Origin of the sequence: Enterobacter sp. BIDMC 30 (assembly GCF_000534355.1) — a bacterium.
Taxonomy (GTDB): domain Bacteria; phylum Pseudomonadota; class Gammaproteobacteria; order Enterobacterales; family Enterobacteriaceae; genus Enterobacter; species Enterobacter ludwigii.
This window is the reverse complement of record NZ_KI973169.1, coordinates 2458103-2474317: the sequence shown is the minus strand read 5'-3', so window position 1 is coordinate 2474317 and position 16215 is coordinate 2458103. Positions and strand designations below refer to the sequence as shown.

15 protein-coding genes are annotated in these 16215 nt (G+C 53.1%); 7 read left to right on the top strand and 8 right to left on the bottom strand.

Going from position 1 to position 16215, the window contains the following annotated elements; translation table 11 throughout:
- Window positions 1-13: 13 nt before the first annotated feature.
- The 3 genes from L466_RS10585 to L466_RS10590 all read left to right on the top strand — a co-directional run bounded on the left by L466_RS10585 (window position 14) and on the right by L466_RS10590 (window position 2241).
- Window positions 14-1246, top strand: coding sequence for a sensor domain-containing diguanylate cyclase (locus L466_RS10585; protein WP_032680910.1), 1233 nt, complete (start codon window positions 14-16; stop codon window positions 1244-1246).
- Complete coding sequence (locus L466_RS24140) at window positions 1170-1460, top strand: Ecr family regulatory small membrane protein (RefSeq protein ID WP_369797154.1); 291 nt, start codon at window positions 1170-1172, stop codon at window positions 1458-1460. Before L466_RS10585 ends, L466_RS24140 begins: the two co-directional genes overlap by 77 nt.
- Before the next feature lie 217 nt (window positions 1461-1677).
- The gene (locus tag L466_RS10590) at window positions 1678-2241 is read left to right on the top strand and encodes a DJ-1/PfpI family protein (protein ID WP_025204027.1); all 564 of its coding nucleotides are present in this window, start codon (window positions 1678-1680) and stop codon (window positions 2239-2241) included.
- A gap of 69 nt (window positions 2242-2310) precedes the next feature.
- On the opposite strand, the gene L466_RS10595 is transcribed toward L466_RS10590, so the two are convergent.
- Window positions 2311-3069 (bottom strand): hypothetical protein, encoded by a 759-nt coding sequence (locus L466_RS10595; RefSeq protein WP_032680909.1) that lies wholly within the window; start codon window positions 3067-3069, stop codon window positions 2311-2313.
- A gap of 115 nt (window positions 3070-3184) precedes the next feature.
- Window positions 3185-4801, bottom strand: coding sequence for a peptide ABC transporter substrate-binding protein (locus L466_RS10600; RefSeq protein WP_032680908.1), 1617 nt, complete (start codon window positions 4799-4801; stop codon window positions 3185-3187).
- A 185-nt stretch (window positions 4802-4986) separates the two neighbouring features.
- Here L466_RS10600 and mpaA point away from each other — a divergent pair, with 185 nt between their 5' ends.
- Window positions 4987-5700: a murein tripeptide amidase MpaA gene (gene mpaA, locus L466_RS10605; RefSeq protein WP_020882474.1), complete on the top strand. Its 714-nt coding sequence runs from the start codon at window positions 4987-4989 to the stop codon at window positions 5698-5700.
- Here the strand turns inward: mpaA and ycjG are convergent.
- The gene (gene ycjG, locus L466_RS10610) at window positions 5691-6656 is read right to left on the bottom strand and encodes an L-Ala-D/L-Glu epimerase (RefSeq protein ID WP_032678269.1); all 966 of its coding nucleotides are present in this window, start codon (window positions 6654-6656) and stop codon (window positions 5691-5693) included. The genes mpaA and ycjG overlap by 10 nt on opposite strands.
- Before the next feature lie 107 nt (window positions 6657-6763).
- On the opposite strand from ycjG, the gene tpx reads away from it, so the two are divergent.
- Together tpx and L466_RS10620 are read left to right on the top strand one after the other, a co-directional pair.
- On the top strand, window positions 6764-7270 hold the full coding sequence (gene tpx / locus L466_RS10615) for a thiol peroxidase (RefSeq protein ID WP_020882472.1): 507 nt from the start codon (window positions 6764-6766) through the stop codon (window positions 7268-7270).
- A gap of 332 nt (window positions 7271-7602) precedes the next feature.
- The gene (locus tag L466_RS10620; RefSeq protein WP_032680907.1) at window positions 7603-8811 is read left to right on the top strand and encodes an aldose 1-epimerase family protein; all 1209 of its coding nucleotides are present in this window, start codon (window positions 7603-7605) and stop codon (window positions 8809-8811) included.
- Between the two features lie 36 nt (window positions 8812-8847).
- On the opposite strand, the gene tyrR is transcribed toward L466_RS10620, so the two are convergent.
- The 3 genes from tyrR to L466_RS10635 all read right to left on the bottom strand — a co-directional run bounded on the left by tyrR (window position 8848) and on the right by L466_RS10635 (window position 12949).
- Window positions 8848-10389, bottom strand: a complete 1542-nt coding sequence (gene tyrR / locus L466_RS10625) for a transcriptional regulator TyrR (protein ID WP_014170325.1) — start codon at window positions 10387-10389, stop codon at window positions 8848-8850.
- Between the two features lie 113 nt (window positions 10390-10502).
- A complete protein-coding gene (locus L466_RS10630) occupies window positions 10503-11555 on the bottom strand; it encodes a YcjF family protein (protein ID WP_020882470.1) in 1053 nt (350 codons plus the stop codon).
- Entirely contained in the window at window positions 11552-12949 is a 1398-nt protein-coding gene (locus L466_RS10635; protein ID WP_032680906.1) for a YcjX family GTP-binding protein, read from the bottom strand. The genes L466_RS10630 and L466_RS10635 overlap by 4 nt, the downstream gene beginning before the upstream one ends.
- A gap of 155 nt (window positions 12950-13104) precedes the next feature.
- Here L466_RS10635 and L466_RS10640 point away from each other — a divergent pair, with 155 nt between their 5' ends.
- Entirely contained in the window at window positions 13105-14115 is a 1011-nt protein-coding gene (locus tag L466_RS10640) for a LacI family DNA-binding transcriptional regulator (RefSeq protein WP_032680905.1), read from the top strand.
- A 34-nt stretch (window positions 14116-14149) separates the two neighbouring features.
- Here the strand turns inward: L466_RS10640 and L466_RS10645 are convergent, their stop codons facing one another.
- Both L466_RS10645 and L466_RS10650 read right to left on the bottom strand, forming a co-directional pair.
- Window positions 14150-15064, bottom strand: coding sequence for an OmpG family monomeric porin (locus L466_RS10645; protein WP_032680904.1), 915 nt, complete (start codon window positions 15062-15064; stop codon window positions 14150-14152).
- A 66-nt stretch (window positions 15065-15130) separates the two neighbouring features.
- On the bottom strand, window positions 15131-16213 hold the full coding sequence (locus L466_RS10650) for an ABC transporter ATP-binding protein (protein ID WP_032680903.1): 1083 nt from the start codon (window positions 16211-16213) through the stop codon (window positions 15131-15133).
- Window positions 16214-16215: the final 2 nt, after the last annotated feature.

Here is a 16215-nt window from a genome sequence, read left to right as displayed (position 1 = left end):
ACAGGAATACGCTATGTCGCAAAATTGTTTTGATGCGCTGAATTTAATTAAAACCCCCGTGTGGCTCATTTCACCTGCTTCAGAACAGATCATTTTTGCAAATGTGGCCGCCGCTCAGATCATGGGCGATAAAACCCTGGATGACCTACGCAAAGGTACCTATTCCGCCAATGCGCATCACGTGCTGTCGATGTATGTGCCTGAACTGAAGAGTGAGCAGGAGATCGTCGAAATCTGGACCATCTCCCGCGATGGACATGAAACCGCGTTGAGCTGCCGTCTTTCACTTGCCCATTTCGTGCCCCAGGGGAATGTTATTGTTTTTGAAGGGCTGACGCAGCAGGTTCTCTCCGGGCTTAAGGCCAGCCGCTCCGCGACCTACCAGCGCAAAAAACAGGGATTTTACGCGCGCTTTTTCCTGACCAACAGCGCGCCAATGCTGCTTATCGATCCGTCCCGGGATGGCCAGATTGTGGATGCCAATCTGGCGGCGCTGACTTTTTACGGTTATGCGCATGATGAAATGTGCAGAAAACATACCTGGGAAATCAATACTCTGGGGCGGGATGTGATCCCCGTGATGACGGAGATTGCCGCGTTGCCGGGCGGCCATAAGCCCCTCAACTTTATCCACCGTCTGGCCGATGGCTCCACTCGCCATGTTCAGACCTATGCCGGGCCGATTGAAATTTACGGTGACAAATTGATGTTGTGCATTATCCACGATATCACCGAGCAAAAAAGGCTGGAGCAGGAGCTGGAACACGCAGCACTGCGTGATTCCATGACGGGCCTGCTCAACCGGCGTCAGTTCTATATCATCACCGACCAGGCCAACACCCATCATCTTCCCGCGCAGCAGCAATTTAGCCTGCTGCTGGTGGATACCGATCACTTCAAAAATATCAACGACCTCTTCGGCCACCTGAAAGGTGATGAGGTACTGATCTCGCTCTCGCGCACGCTGGAAGCCTGTAGCCGCAAAGAGGACCTGGTCTTCCGCTGGGGCGGTGAGGAGTTCGTCATCCTGCTGCCGCGCACCTCGCTCGACACCGCCCTGCAAATCGCCGAAACTGTGCGCGATGCGGTCGCCCGCATCACGATCCCGGGTTTACCTCGCTTCACCGTCAGCATTGGCGTGGCGCGACATAATCCGGGCGAGAGTATGGATGAGCTGTTTAAACGTGTGGACGATGCGCTTTATCGCGCCAAAAGTGATGGGCGCAATAAAGTCCTGGCGGCATGAAACTGGTGTATCTTCGTCAGCCCCGTTACAATGCCCCTCTCGAATAAATGGACCACAGGTGGGTAGATGTGCAATGGGAAAAACAGAAATAATACTCACCATAATTATTTTATTCGTTATTATATTCGGCTTCTGGTTTATTTTCAGCGGTGAGATCTGGTTTCTGGTGGAATACCTTGAGAACAGTATCTACCCCACCTTCGATGCGCTATGACGCATGTTTAATTCCTTGTTTCACCTACCGAATTTGTCAGGTATCAGCACCGGTAAGAGGTGCGTAAAATACGCAACGTTATCCTCCAACAAGTTGATAACGAATCATTAAATCATTTGCTTATTTCGCCCGTTCTCTGACGGGCTTTTTTTATTTCCGGCAATTCAGCTGTGCCAGGCTATATCTTAAACATCGTTAAACCTAAAGGTGAGAAATGATGAGCAAGAAAATCCTGATGTTGGTCGGCGATTACGCCGAAGATTATGAAACAATGGTGCCCTTTCAGGCTTTACAGATGATTGGCCATCAGGTGGACGCCGTCTGCCCGGACAAATCCCGTGGCGACTACATCATGACGGCGATCCATGATTTCGACGGCGCCCAGACCTACAGTGAAAAGCCGGGCCACCGTTTTATCCTCAATGCCGATTTTTCCGCCGTAAAAGAGCAGGATTATGACGCGCTGCTAATCCCGGGCGGACGAGCCCCTGAATATCTCCGGCTAAATGATGACGTGCTGAAACTGGTGCAGGCCTTCGACGCCGCGCGCAAACCGATTGCTGCGGTTTGCCACGGACCGCAACTGCTCGCTGCTGCCGGCATATTAAAAGGACGAACCTGTAGCGCCTATCCCGCCTGTGCGCCTGAAGTCCGCCTCGGCGGCGGGCACTATGCCAATATCGGTATCGATCAGGCGCACGTAGACGGTAATCTGGTCACTGCCCCCGCCTGGCCTGCGCATCCGCAATGGCTGGCGAAATTCAGTGCATTGCTAGAATAACTTTGCCCTGCTCCCGCCAGCAGCGCCTGGCGGGAGCAATCTGCTGGGAATAATGTGTCGCCCGGCGATTTAGCGATCCTGCCGCTCCCACTGCGCTTCCCGCTCACGCGCTTTTCTGCGGGCTTCCTCTTTTTCACGATACAGTGGCGGATAGTAGATGTTCCCCCAGTCCCATTTACCGAACCAGAGACTCATCAGCGTACTAAAGATGAGTATAAGCACGGTATAAAACAGAACGGTTCCGCTTTCACCACCGTGACTGAACAGATCGATGACCAGCGAATGCTGCTCATCGCTAAACCACTGCGGATGGTCATCAAGCATCATGAAAAACAGGATCCCAAAGAGTAAATCCCCGACTTTAAATCGTTCATGAAATTTCGTGCGCCAGTTTGCATTATGTTTTTCATAATAATTCAGCAGGAACTGGTTGTTTTCCTTCAACGCTAAATCAAGTACTTCGCCTGAAGGAACTTCACCCGACCTCTTCTGATAATCACTCTGCGCGCGCAAGAAATCCGGGAAGATACTGCTGTAGATGAGCTCATTGAGTAATAGCCTGACGATATTGGCTATAAAAGGCATCAGGGTAGTGGCAATCAAACCTAAGGCGGCGAGTGCCACGCAGAAAAAACCCAGATGTTCGGTCCAGTTAAGTGTCTGAACAGGCCAGGTCAATATTCCTTGCCCGCTGTATACCAGCAGCGCCAGATCGGCGAAAAGGACAATATAGATGAAGCGGATAATCCATTGCCATTCCCAGATTTTATCCATAATCCCTAACCCTGCCGGGAAAGACGCTTTCTCTTTCTTTTCATCCGTCATCATTTACCTCCCCTTTGACTCACGGAACAAACATCCCTCGTTCAATAAAGAAAAACTGGCGCAAATGCGCCAGCTCTTAATTTAACGTTCACAACGAAGACCGGCGGTTCCCGGCTTGTCAGTGTTTCTCAATATACATCGTCCGGCTATAAGCCACGTCTTCCGGGTTATTAATGGGGTAACCTTTCACCCATGGTTTGATCAGGCGGCCGTTGGTGTACTGGTAAATAGGTGCGATCGGCGCTTTTTCCGTGAGGATTTTCTCCGCCATGTTGTAGTCTGCGTTGCGGGCTTTCGCCGTGTTTTCAAGCGTCGCCTGATGGATAATTTTATCGTACGCCGGATCGTTGAAACGCGAGATATTGCCGCTGTGGGTTGAGGTCAATAACGACAGGAAGGTCGATGGCTCATTGTAATCCCCGACCCATGACGCGCGGATCACATCGAAATTACCGGTATTACGGCTATCGATGTAGGTTTTCCACTCCTGGTTTTGCAGTTTGACGTCAACGCCGAGGTTTTTCTTCCACATCGAGGCCACCGCAATCGCGATTTTCTGATGGTTTTCTGACGTGTTGTACAACAGGTTCAGCTTCAGCGGGCGCTGAGGGCCATAGCCCGCGGCCTGAAGCAGCGTTTTCGCCTGGGCATTAAGTTCCTGCTGTGACATCTGCTCAAACGGCGAGGTTTCTGGCGTAAACCCTGCCGTCACGTCTGGCGTGAAATGCCAGGCGGGCTTCTCACCGGTTCCTAACACTTTGTCCGCCATGATGCGGCGATCGATGGTCATGCTCAGGGCGAGGCGTACACGGGCATCGGCCGTGGGTCCTTTTTGCGTATTAAACGCATAGTAATAGGTGCCCAGCTGAGGCGGTGTATACACCTGTCCCGGAATGTCCTTGAGCAGCTTCTGATACATGTTTTTCGGGAACGATTCGGTGATATCAATATCATCCGCCAGATAGCGTTTAGTGGCCGAGGATTCCTGGTTAATCGGTATGAACGTCACTTTTTGCAGGACGGTTTTGGCGTTATCCCAGTAGTGTGTATTCGGCACCACAACCAGTTTTTCATTCACCACGCGATCTTTCAGAACGTAGGCGCCATTTCCGACCAGAGCCCCCGGACGCGTCCACTCTTTGCCGCTCTCCACATTGGCCTTTTGCACCGGATAGAAGGCAAAGTTTGCCGTCAGATTGCTAAACCACGGCAGCGGTTTATCCAGCTGCACACGTAAGGTTTTTGCATCTACGGCCGTCACGCCCAGCGTATCTGGCGCGGCTTTACCATCAATTATCGCCTGTGCGTTATGGATACCCGCCAGCGCCGCAAACCAGGCAAACGGAGACGTGGTTTTCGGATCAACCAGACGCTGCCAGCTGTAGACAAAATCCTGAGCGGTAACCGGCGAACCGTCAGACCATTTCGCGTTATCACGTAAGGAGAAGGTCCAGATACGGTTATCGTTACTCTGCCAGCGCGTCGCCACGCCTGGGGTCAGTTCACCTTTCTCATTCTGATTAACCAGCCCTTCAAAAAGGTCGCGAATGACCTGTATCTCGGGTAATCCCACGGCTTTTGCCGGATCAAGGGAAGCCGGCTCATCTTTAATGTGTCTGACCAGCTCCTGTTTTTGCGCCAGTACCGTGCCCTGTGGCACATCAGCGGCGTACGAAAGTGAAGAGAGTCCGCACAGCAACAGTGCAGCACAGAGACGCGAAACAGGATGCTTCATAAGATCCCCTTTTATGAATTCAGGTAATAAGCAGATGCGTAATTATTTGTTTCGACAATGAGAATTGCAAATACCTTCCTCCGGAAAGTTGATATCCGGCAATTTTCCCGCCATACGGAAACTATTTGATTAACCGCGAGTTTTGCACAACACTGCCAGTAGAGACTTCTTTATCAGGATTTCCTATGGCAATCACCCGACCCAGAGCGGAACGCGGCGCCTTCCCGCCAGGTGCAGAGCAGTATGGCCGTTCATTTTTAGGCGCATCGCTGATTTGGTTTCCGGCCCCCGATGCCGATCGCAACAGCGGTTTGATCATTGCCGGCACGCACGGCGACGAGAACTCTTCTGTCGTCACGCTCTCGTGCGCGCTGCGCACGTTGACGCCCAGCTTACGACGTCATCACGTGATTCTGGCCGTCAACCCGGATGGGTGTCAGCTTGGGTTGCGCGCCAATGCGCGGGGCATCGATTTAAACCGTAATTTCCCTGCAGCAAACTGGCGCGCCGGTGAAACGGTTTATCGCTGGAACAGCTCCGCCGAAGAGCGTGACGTTGTCTTACTGACCGGCGACACGCCGGGCTCGGAGCCGGAAACACAGGCGCTGTGCCAGTTAATCCATAAGATCCACCCGGCCTGGGTTGTCACCTTTCACGATCCGCTGGCCTGCATCGAAGATCCGCGGCACACCGAGCTGGGCGAATGGCTGGCGAATGCTTTCGCCCTGCCGCTTGTCTCCAGCGTGGGCTATGAAACCCCTGGCTCATTCGGCAGCTGGTGTGCCGACCTGGGATTACCTTGCATCACCGCGGAATTCCCGCCGATATCGTCAGATGAAGCCAGCGAAAAATATTTAAAAGCCATGGTGGAGCTTCTGCGCTGGCAACCTCAAAAATGAAGGACGCCGCTGGTAAACGTGAGTGCCGGTGAAACGTCAACCGCCAGCCATGTCGGGCCATCAAGATCGGCAAAACTGACATGATTTACCAGCGGCAGCGCCGCGTTGATCGCCCGGGATGTACACAGCATACATCCCAGCATGATTGAAAACCCCTGAGCTTGCGCCTGTTCTGCCAGCGCCAGCGCCTCTGTCAGCCCACCGGTCTTGTCGAGTTTGATATTGACCATCTCGTAACGGCCCTGCAGTTCAACCAGGCTATCGCGCGTATGGCAGCTTTCATCCGCGCAGATGGGCAGCGGGTGGATAAAATTCTTCAGCGCCGCATCATCCTGTGCCGGCAGAGGCTGTTCCAGCATGGCTACGCCCAGGTCGGCCAGCAGCTGACATCGTGCGGCAAGGCCTTCGGGATGCCATGACTCATTCGCATCCACAATTAACGTGGCTGTCGGGACTGCCGAGCGGATAGCGACCATACGCTCGCTGATCAGACGATCGTCAAGCTTCACCTTTAACAGCGTCGCCCCCGCATCAAAGAGTGCTTTTGCGCTGGCGGCCATGTGTTCAGGCTCGCCAATCACCACCGTTTGCGCCGTGACAACCGATGTCGGCAACGTGACGCCTAGCAGCGTCGTCAGCGAGGTTTGCTGTTTGGCAGCCTCCAGGCTCCAGAGTGCGCAGTCAATCGCATTACGTGCCGCGCCGGCGGGTATACGCTGCTGTAACGCCTCGCGGGTGAGCCCTTTTTCCAGATCGGGAACGAGCGTCATGATAAGTGCCATTACCGACGCCAGACTTTCGCCATAGCGCGGGTACGGCGTGCATTCGCCGACGCCCTTAATGCCGTCCTCTTCTATCTCCACCACGACCACACTGGCTTCGCTTCGACTGCCGCGGGAGATCACAAACGGGGTATGCAATGGCCAGGCTTCTTCATAGACCTTAACGCTTCTCATCACTGACTCCTTGCGGCCCGGAAAGGCGAAAAAATTGGTTTGCCGTGTTATCCGCTGATGGCATACACTAGCCCCGACGTTAACTATATGTAAACAGGAAGATATCTATGTCACAACTCGTTCATTTCCAGGGCAACCCGGTTACTGTTGCAGGTTCCATTCCACAGGCTGGCAGCAAAGCACAGGCTTTTACTCTGGTGGCTAAAGATCTGTCTGACGTCACACTGTCTCAGTTTGCTGGCAAACGCAAAGTCCTGAACATTTTCCCAAGCATCGACACCGGCGTCTGTGCTGCATCCGTGCGCAAATTCAACCAGCTGGCGACGGAAATGGATAACACCGTTGTGCTGTGTATTTCTGCCGACCTGCCGTTCGCCCAGTCCCGTTTCTGCGGTGCTGAAGGCCTGAGCAACGTCATTACCCTCTCCACCCTGCGCAGCCCGGATTTCCTGGAAAACTACGGCGTGAGCATCGCGGAAGGCCCACTGAAAGGCCTGGCAGCGCGCGCTGTACTGGTTATCGATGAAAATGACAACGTCGTGTTCAGCGAACTGGTTAACGAAATCACCACCGAGCCGGATTACACTGCCGCGCTGGACGTGTTGAAAGCATAATGAATGCTTAGCATTCTATATAGCTTAGCAATCTAATGAAATAACAGGGTTTATTTCTCTTTGCAGGCTCTGGAAGACGACACATGACAAACCTCGCACTGGCGGGGTTTTTTATTCCCTTTAAGCTGAATCGTTAAAGCTAAACCCTTCACCGTTCACATTTACTGTGCAATTAATTGTATTGAAGTTAACTTAATTGCGATCTTATTCTCATATTAGACCTTAAATAATCATATTTTCTTCCCCAGTGAAGCACATCACATTTCCCTTCAGGTCAAAACATTAGATTTGCTGACGAAAGCAAATAATCGTTTCAGCAAAAAGGAAAGGATATGAAAATTAAACTGGCTATTACGCTCCTTGCGGCTTTGATTTCGGGTCATGCTGCGGCGAAAACCTGGGTGCTGACAAGCGCTGAAAGCGGCGTGGAGAAAGGAAACTGGAAAATAACGAGCGATGAGCTGAAGGTAAAAGATCAGGCGTTCAGCATTGAACAAAAAGTGTTGCATGGCGGCAAACAGGAAGGCAGCAAAATCCTTATTATCAGCAGTAAAAGTGGCCTGACCATTACCTTAAGCCCCTCTCGCGGCATGAACCTGCTCCATGTGGAAGGCTTCGGCACCAGAATGGGCTGGGATTCCCCGGTAAAAGAGGTCGTGAACCCGGCATATATTAATCTGGAAAGTCGCAACGGGCTTGGCTGGCTGGAAGGTTTCAACGAGATGATGGTGCGCTGTGGCTATGAGTGGACGGGCCACCCGGTCACGGCTGACGGCCAAATCTACACGCTTCACGGCAAGGCGGGCAATACGCCTGTATCGCAGGTTGAAGTGGAGGTGGCTGACGCCGCCCCCCATGAAATTCGAATTCGCGGTTTGATCAAAGAGAGCACGTTCAAAAAAGCAGATTTGCAGACCATGACCGAACTGCGTTACGTCCCAGGAACCAACCAGTTCAGTTTGCATGATGTTCTGACAAACCATGCCGATTACCCGCATGATTATCAAATCATCTACCACAGCAACTTTGGTACCCCGATCCTCGAAGAAGGTGCACGCTTCCTTGCCCCGGTCGCGAGCGTCAGTCCATTCAATGACTACGCGAAAGCCGGTGTCAACGACTGGCAGACCTATGCCGGGCCAACGAAAGGCTTTGATGAGATGGTGTTTAACCTCAAACCCCTTGCGGATAACAACCACGAAACCCTCGCGGCCGTGGTGAATAAAGCCGGTGATAAAGGGGCGTCCATTCAGTTTGATACCCGCCAGTTGCCGGTGCTGACCTTATGGAAAAATACCGACACCCTGAAGCAAGGTTATGTGACCGGTATTGAGCCGGGTACCAGCTACGCCTATCCGGTCACCATTGAGCGCGAACAAAAACGCGTTAAGCAATTGCAACCGGGAGCCAGCACACAGTTTGATCTGACCTATACCCTGCTCCATAACCCGCAACAGGTGAAAGACGTGGAGAACCGAATTGCATCGATTCAGGGAGAGACAAAGGTCGACATTAATAGCACCCCTATCGCAAAAGAATGAGTAAAAAAAAAGCCTCTTTACAGAGGCTTTTTACCGTTATTCGTCACCCTTCTTTTGATTTAAACCATACTCTCGCAACTTATTGGCAATCGCCGTGTGTGAAACGCCAAGGCGTTTTGCCAGCTTACGGGTGCTTGGATAGCTACGGTACAGTTGCGTCAGCACGGAGCGCTCAAAACGGCTGGTAATGTCATCCAGCGAACCTTCCATCGCCTCTTCACCTACTGACACCGTCCCGGCATCGTAATCCGGTAACAGAATATCCTGCGGGCGCAGTTCATAACCTTCCAGCTGCGTCAGTGCGCGGTAAACGGCGTTCTTGAGCTGGCGAATGTTACCCGGCCAGCCGTAGCGCATGAGCACCGTGCCGAGATCGGCTGAAAGCTTCGGACGCGGTACCCCCTGCTCGTCGGCAAAGCGCGCCACAAAGAGTTCGGTCAGCGGCATGATATCCTGCGGGCAATCGCGCAGCGGTGGGATATTCAGGGTCAGGACATTCAGGCGGTAGTAGAGATCCTCGCGGAATACCCCTTTTTGCACCAGTTCGACCAGGTTTTTCTGCGTCGCACAAATCACACGCACATCCACATGAACTTCGTGATCCTCGCCTACGCGGCGGAACGTGCCATCATTGAGGAAGCGCAGCAGCTTGGCCTGCATGCGTGGCGACATTTCACCAATCTCGTCCAGCAGCACGGAACCGCCGTTAGCCTGCTCGAAGAACCCTTTTTTACCTTCCGGCGCGTGACCAAATAATTCGCTTTCGACGGCATCTTCCGGAATCGAGGCGCAGTTCAGGGCCAGATACGGTTTTGCCGCTCGCGGGCTGGCCAGGTGCACAGCGTGCGCCAGCAGGTCCTTCCCGGTACCGGTATCGCCGGTAATCAGCAGTGGCGCGGTCAGACTCGCGAGTTTGCGCGCCTGATCCACCACATGCCGCATTTTCGGGCTGACGGCAATAATCTGGCTGAATGCCCCCACATCCTGACTGGAGATATTTTGCAGCTGACGGCCCATGCGCACGGTGGAACGCAGCATGATCACGGCACCGGTCAGAACGCGCGTGTCGGCCTCGCCTTTCAGATAGACCGGCGTTATCTCCATTAAGAAATTCTGTCCGTGGATAACCACATGCTCGCTGTGGGTGTTCTGCGGATTGCTGTCCAGCCAGCGCTGGAAGTTAAAGCCGGGAATCAACTGTGCTGCGTTGTGGTTGCTGAGTTTTTCCTGACTCTGCGCGAACAGCTGGCAGCTGGCATGGTTAACACGCTCAACCTTACTTTTTAAATCCAGGGAGAGGAAAGGCTCTGGCATGGCTTCAAGCAATGCGCTCAATGCCAGATGCTCACGCTCCGACGGCATCCAGGGGATGGTGCGTACATCCGTAACGCCAGCGATACGGCGTATTTCTGCCATCAGGCTACTGAACGTATTAAATTCAATTTCGGCAAAATTGAGGTAAATTCGCCCGACAGGATCGATCTCAATGCCACGTAAATCAATGCTACGTAAAACAAGAAGATCGAGTAATTCGCGGGTCAGACCGAGACGGTCTTCACAGAAGACTTCAAGACGCATGGGAAATTCACCGTTTTAAGCCAATAACATTAAAATGATATGTCAGAACACGGTGATCGGGAAGATGGCTGTCAACAAATATTGACAGCCAGCACGATTAATGACCAAACCGGCTACTGAACCGGTTTTTTATTGAGCGTCTCTTTGAGCTGACCGATTAACTCACGTCGGAAATCCCCCAATCGCGGCTTATCGCCATCAATCCACGGCAGTGGACGGCACACTTCCATCGCTTTGATGCCCAGACGGGCGGTCAACAAACCGGCGCCAATACCCTGCGCGGCACGGGCAGAGAGACGCGCCGCCAGATCCTGCGACATCCAGTCCATCCCCACTTCCCGCACCAGCTCACTTGCTCCGGCAAAGGCGATGTTGAGCAATACCAGACGGAACAAGCGAAGGCGGCTGTAGTACCCCAACTCAATGCCGTATAAAGCAGCAATCCGGTTAATCAGACGCAGGTTACGCCAGGCGATAAACGCCATATCCACCAGCGCCAGCGGGCTGACGGCAATCATCAGGGTTGATTCCGCAGCAGAGCGGCTGATTTCGCGCCGCGCCTGGGCATCCAGCACCGGCTGCACCATGTGGGAATACAGCGTCACCACTTCACGATCGTTCTGGGTTTCATGGATAGCGGCATACCAGCGCTGAAGCGCCGGGTGTGACTGGTCAATACCCGCCTGACTGGCCAGCTTTTCACAAAACGCGCGGCCTTTGCCGGTTCCGTGACTGTGGAGCAGATCCCGCGCTTCATCACGCTCATGGGCGCGCTGTCGCAGGCGCCACAGGCGACGCCACTCGGTCGCAACAGACCCGACACCCGCCCCCACAATCAGAGCACCGGCAGCGCAGCCGCCCAACGCGACCCAGTCCTGGGTTTGCCAGGCGTTGACCGCCCACTGGACGCCTTGCCCAACCACGCTAACGCCAAACAATGCCAGCCCGGCAGTCACCATCTTTCGCCACAGGCTGCGTTTTGGGCGAAGCGCGGCTTCCACGACCGCTTCAGCCGGCCCCTCTTCAACAAGCAGCTCTTCGGTCAGCGCCGGGGCAAAGTTATCTGCCTGCGGGCCATTAAACGTCTGCGCGGTTTTAAACGCCTCCGGATGCTCTTGCTCAAGCGTTCCGGTAAAATCAATGCGCGGTTTTAACGGTTCCGTCATCGCAATTTATCTCCAATCAAAAACTCCAGCGCCGCATCCAGACGGATATGCGGTAACGGCTGATCGACCGTCATGACCTGCGGGCGGAAGGCTTCAAACTGGAAGCCCTGGTTCTGCCAGAAGGCCGGCCCCGGAAGGCGTGCGGGCACTTCGCCCGGATAGACAGTAAGCGGTTCGCCGTCGCTGAGACGGTTCCCGCGCAATGCCGGTATTTTCTCGCCATTAAGGTCAATCAACCCACTCTGTGTCGCCTGTACGGAAGCCAGTCCAAGGCAATCCATGCTGATCCCTTCGAACGCGGCATTCTGCCAGGCGTCCTGCACCAGTTGCTGCAGCAGCGACACCATATTGGCATGCTGATCGACCGTCACGTGATCGGCTTTTGTGGCCGCAAACAGCAGCTTGTCGATAACGGGTGAGAAGAGACGGCGAAACAGCGTGCGCTGCCCGTAGTGAAAACTTTGCATTAACTGTGTCAGCGCCAGGCGCATATCGTTGAAGGCCTGCGGCCCGCTGTTCAGCGGTTGCAGACAATCCACCAGCACAATCTGGCGATCAAAACGTAAAAAGTGGTTTTTATAAAAACCTTTCACCACTTTTTCACAGTAGTAATTGTAACGCTCGCGCAGCATTCCGGCGTTAGTGTGTTTGTCCGCCTGGGCCAGTTTTGACTCCCCGATGCCATCCACGTCCGGCCACGGGAAAAACTGCAGCGCAGGTGCGCCCGCCAAATCTCCCGGCAGAACAAAACGGCCCGGCTGGATGAAATGCAGCCCTTCCTGCTTACACTGATGCAGATACTCCGTCCAGGCCTCGGCAATCGCCGCCAGCCGGTTTTCATCGGCAGGCGCCAGCGGATCCAGGCCTTCGCACAGTTTTCGCCATTTCGTCGACCACTCGGCGCGGTTGCCCTGCAACAGCCCCGTCATCTGCCGTGACCAGCTGAGATAATCCTGTGCCAGCATAGGTAAATCGAGCAACCACTCACCGGGATAATCCACAATTTCCAGATACAGGGTGGAGGTATCTTTGAAGTGGCGCATCAGGGATTCATTAGAGCGAAAACGCAGCGCAAGGCGAATTTCACTCACCCCGCGCGTCGGCGTCGGCCAGGTGGGCGGTTCACCATAAAGCTGAGCCAGCCCTTCATCATAGGTAAAGCGGGGAATGCCAAAATCGCGCTGAGGCACACGTTTAACCCCCAGCAGGCGCTCTTCCCGCACGGCGCTCAGCAGCGGCAGCCGCGCCCCACTGTGCAGGTTAAGCAGCTGGTTCACCATCGCGGTGATAAACGCCGTCTTGCCGCTGCGGCTCAGCCCCGTCACCGCCAGACGCAGATGACGGTCAACGCCACGGTTCACCAGTGAATTGAGTTCGTTCTTAAGTCGCTTCATCGCCGTCCTTCATTGCCCGGAAGCCTCAAATACATTGCTTCAGAATACAATAAATGGGGGCAGATCGTTGATTATCAATTCTTATTTATTGCTATTGCCGTTTTCTCTCCAGTAAGATGAACGACATTGCTGTTAGTCAGGAGTGAGTAAGGTGTATGTCACCCACCATCTATGATATCGCACGGGTTGCCGGCGTTTCGAAATCAACCGTCTCCCGCGTTCTGAATAAACAAACGAATATTTCTCCTGAAGCGCGTGAAAAAGTGTTGAAGGCGATTGACGAATTAAATTATCAACCCAATAAACTCGCCCGCGCCCTGACCTCTTCTGGCTTCGACGCCATTATGGTTATTTCGACACGCTCGACGAAAACCACCGCCGGCAACCCTTTTTTCTCTGATGTTCTGCATGCCATTACAGCCAAAGCTGAAGAGGAAGGTTTTGACGTTATTTTGCAAACCTCGAAAAGCAGTGAAGACGATCTGCTGAAATGCGAAAGTAAAATAAAACAAAAAATGATTAAAGGGATCATCATGCTGAGCTCACCGGCAAATGAATCCTTTTTCACAACGCTGGATGCTTATGGCGTACCGGTGGTCGTCATCGGGAAAGTCGAAGGTGATTTTAAGAATATTTACTCGGTCGACACGGATAATTTCCAGGACAGCGCCACGCTAACAGAAACCTTTATTAAAAATGGCCGACGTAACATTGCCTGTCTGCACGCGCCGCTCAATTATCATGTTTCGATTGATCGTCTTGCCGGTTATAAATCCAGCCTGGAAAAGCACGGCATCGCCATTAACCCGGCGTGGATCATCGACGGCGGATATACCCATGAAAGCGCGCTTGCCGCGGCCACAGAATTGCTTTCCTCGGCCACGCCACCTGATGCGGTATTTGCCACCGACAGCATGAAGTTACTCAGCCTTTATCGCGCGGCGGATACTCTGGAACTGAGGATCCCCGAGCAGGTGGTGATTGCAGGATACAGTGACCCGATGCTCTCTCTCATTTTAACACCAGCACCCGGGGGCTTTGATATCCCAACCCGCAAGCTGGGTGAAGAGAGCTGCAATCTTCTTTTCAGGCGTATCGCCGGTCAGCCTGCGCCACAAAAAGTGCTTGTCGATACCCATTTTACGTTAGCGCCCTCTCTTCGTTAAAACCAGGGGCTGAAAGCCCCTGGCATCCGGTCTGTCAGAACGCGTAATTAACGCCAACACCCGCGTAGTGGAAACGGTCGCTGTCGCCTTCGTCATGGTTTTCCCATTCGTAGGCGTATTCCAGCGTCATGGATAATCCATTGTTGAAGTCATACGCGTACAGAAGACCCAGTCGGTTGAAATCGTGTCCTTCACGATCGGGATCGTCCTGCCAGTCCCAGTTCGACCAGCGATCCAGCCCCAGACGGGTATATGGCGTGAGCGTCGTCTGGCCTAATGAAACAGGCAGATACGCGCGAATTTCCTGCGTTGAAAATTCGCCGTTATTACGTGAACTGTCCATATTGAAACCGCGCTCAAGATAATAGTTCACTTTAGCAGAGAAGGTTTCATTAATGGTCCAGGTAAAACCCGTTTCCGTTTCTACACGGCTGTCGGCATAACCGGTTTTTTCCAGGTCATTCGCAAACTGATACATGGCAAACCAGCCACCAAAACGCCAGTCGTCGGACAATTTAATATTCCAGTCCGGTTGAATTTTGTAACGCTGCATATTTGCGCTACCGTCTTTGGCACCGTGTTCATCTTTAAAGTGATAACCGTAATTACGGAAACCGCCGGTCAACCCGAGTGTAAAATCATCGGTGCCAATAAAGCGATAGCGTAATTCAAATTCCGGGCGGTCAAAATAGGTCCCACGGGTCATGCTGCTGTAATCAACCGGTCCTTCCTGATACATTGCCAGCGAAAGGGTCCAGGCATCCCATGTGGCATTAAACCATACAGAGGGTTCATATAATCCATCTTTATCGTCGCCCTGACCTTCGACGTTTTCAATTTCATACATGGCACCGATATTAAATTCCCAGTGTTTTGCTGATTCCGTTGCGTGCGCGCAGCTAACCCCTGCGCACAGAACGAGCGCAGCACGTCTTAGTAGAGTACTCATTTAAATGTTCCCTTTATAATTAACTCAAAAAAAACCGGAAATTTGCATTTCCGGCGAACGCCTTTCTTATCTAATAGCCACTTCAGTATCAGCGTCGAAGAAATGACATTTATTCATATCGAACTGGATGCCGATATTATCCCCCGCCGCATAATCATTTACCGCTCCTGCACGAACGACCAGCTCATGCCCGCCCACGGTGGCATAGAGCATGAACTCAGCCCCGGTCAGTTCGGCCACGCTGACTTTTGCCGCAATATCATCGCTACGGCTTTGCAGCGTCAGAATATCTTCCGGCCGGATCCCAAAGACCACGGCTTTACGCTGATATCCGGCGGCATTCACCGCCGCCAGCGTGTCTTCAGGTATCTCCAGACGCAGCGTTTCCGTCACGAAATAGCGATCGTCTATCGCGCCCCGAATAAAATTCATTGCCGGTGATCCGATGAAGCCCGCCACAAACATATTCGCCGGTTCGTTGTAGACCTGCTTAGGTGCCCCCACCTGCTGAATAACGCCATCCTTGAGGATCACAATGCGGGTTGCCATCGTCATCGCTTCCGTCTGATCGTGGGTCACGTAAATCATTGTGGTATTGAGCTTCTGATGCAGCTTGCTGATTTCAGCACGCATTTGCACACGCAGCTTGGCGTCGAGGTTAGAAAGCGGTTCATCCATCAGAAAGACGCCGGCTTCGCGCACAATCGCCCGTCCTAACGCCACGCGCTGACGTTGCCCACCCGACAATGCGCCAGGTTTACGCGTGAGGTAATCACGCAACCCCAGGATTTGTGCCGCCCAGTTCACACGCTCTTCAATGACCGCGGGGGGAATTTTCTGCATCTTCAGGCCAAACGCCATGTTGTCGTAAACCGTCATATGCGGATAAAGCGCATAGTTCTGGAAAACCATCGCAATGTCGCGGGACTTGGCGGGCACATCGTTCATGCAGACACCGTCAATCACCAGCTCACCGGCGGAGATCTCCTCCAGCCCGGCAATCATGCGGAGCGTCGTCGATTTACCGCACCCCGAGGGACCCACAAAGACGATAAACTCCTTGTCCTCAATTTCGAGGTTAAAATCCTTAACCACATGGACCTGGTTATCGTAGATTTTCTGAATATGTTTCAGAGACAGTTGAGCCATTT